Origin of the sequence: Armatimonas sp., assembly GCF_043760365.1 — a bacterium.
GTDB lineage: Bacteria > Armatimonadota > Armatimonadia > Armatimonadales > Armatimonadaceae > Armatimonas.
This window is the reverse complement of the sequence record NZ_JAYUPA010000524.1, coordinates 1-1,601: the sequence shown is the minus strand read 5'-3', so window position 1 is coordinate 1,601 and position 1,601 is coordinate 1. Positions and strand designations below refer to the sequence as shown.

Sequence of the window (1,601 nt, the reverse complement as noted above, 5' to 3'; positions counted from 1 at the left end):
CCAAGCGCCTGATGGACGTTTTCCAAGCGGAGCCGACACGACCAGTAAAGCCGTTCTCCGAGGGGCTCCGGAAGCGGTGCAAGGGCGGCGACAACGAGGCGACGCAAGAGATGGTTCAGAGATGGTCAGAGTCGGGGGAGCTGCAAAAGCTGGGGCTGGCTCTGGCTGGTGGCATCGGAAAGTGGGGGGCGGGGGCGCTGCTTCATCTCCCCTCCAGCCTCCTGCCGCCGCTCTAGCGAAGCTTGGTAGCTTCCTAGCTGTTCCGTTGATCGGGGAAGAAATTCCCCGGTCGCTGACAGTTGTCAGCTCAAGCGACATGCTCACGGAGATGGCGAAGGCTCTGCTCAAGATGGAGATTCTCAAAGAGCGGGACTGGACAGAGGATCTGGTTGAGAGTGTGAGCAGTGGGCTAATGCGCTGGGCCAATGAGGAGCTAGGCTGCGGCTCCCTGGCGCACTTCACCCACTACGAGATCACCTACACCGATGATCACTTGTCGTTCTCGATAGATGCAGATCGCTTCTGCGAGTCGCTTCCCAAAGAGGCGGAGCATGAATTACCGATCTGCGGCCTGGGGATGATTGCCCCGCACTACAAGTCGCTCGACTGGGAGCCGGTGCATCAGGTGCTGAAGGAGCAGCTCGGCGGCGCGGTGGCATGGTCTGTCTACAGCATCCTGATACGAGCACTTGATGGCGTTGTGGGGTGCGCCTGCCCTTGGACGATTGAAGGCTATCTTGACTGGTGGGGATGCTGGAGCGACGAAGAAGGCAACGATCTTTCTCCCGACGAGTTTCGCGTGTACTTCCCCGAAGAGGTCTTCAAGCTCTCCTACGACCGCGAGGCGCTTCTGCAAGGGCTGAAGCTGCATCAGACACGGCCAGAGCGAACTCCCTTCATAGAGATGCTTCTCGAAGCTGCTCTTGAAGTCGAAGCGATCCTCTCGGCAGGTTGGGAAGGGCATTTATCCAGCGAGGCAGGCTACTTCTCCGAGGAGGCGATAGGGCCGTATCTGGGGGCGTGTGTTGACTGGGGAAGTGCCCGGTTCTCAGAGGAGGGCCACACCCATGTTGCCCGCTGGTTCGATGACTACAACGAACAAAACGCGCAGGTGTATTGTGATGAGCTGGTCTGGCGTCATCCGTTTCAGATCGGGGGGCGGGAATTCAGCATTGAGCGGGCTTTTACGGCCCTGGAGACGAGCCTGGTGATCCTGGCACTTTGCGACAAGATGATCACCAGCGCCGACGAGCTTGCTGATGGGCTGGGGCTAGAGGTGCGGCTCAGAGTATGAGTAGGTCAGAGTCAGAGTATGAGAAGGAAGGCAACCTATGACCATAGCGGATCGAATAACGACCAACGATAACTTGATGCTCTCGCGGGCTATTTTGCTTTACGAGGATGAGAATCAGAAGCGCTGCGCCGCGACGATAAACCCGGTGCAAATTGCTCCTCAGCGAGCGCCACAGCTTTTGCCGGGGCGGCTTCTGGGGGGTGCGGAGCTGGTCGAGGTGCTTCAGCGCCTCTCTGCCGCGCCGCTTGCCCGGCAGGTGCTGCCCGAGCGCTTGCTCTACTTCGATAGCGCGGTGATGCTCTGGTGG

At 59.3% G+C, this 1,601-nt stretch carries 3 protein-coding genes; all 3 read left to right on the top strand.

The window, feature by feature from the left end:
• Nucleotides 1-236 (top strand): hypothetical protein (locus ACH2EH_RS12250; protein WP_395142046.1); only part of this gene is annotated, 236 nt, incomplete at its 5' end.
• Nucleotides 237-328: 92 nt separating this feature from the next.
• Nucleotides 329-1,294: a hypothetical protein gene (locus tag ACH2EH_RS12245; protein WP_395142044.1), complete on the top strand. Its 966-nt coding sequence runs from the start codon at nucleotides 329-331 to the stop codon at nucleotides 1,292-1,294.
• Between the two features lie 37 nt (nucleotides 1,295-1,331).
• Nucleotides 1,332-1,601: hypothetical protein (locus ACH2EH_RS12240; RefSeq protein WP_395142042.1), on the top strand; the 270-nt coding region annotated here is incomplete at its 3' end.

Excerpts from the sequence above, each read along its gene's own strand:
- ACH2EH_RS12245 (WP_395142044.1), top strand. The coding sequence starts at position 329 with ATGGCGAAGGCTCTGCTCAAGATGGAGATTCTCAAAGAGCGGGACTGG.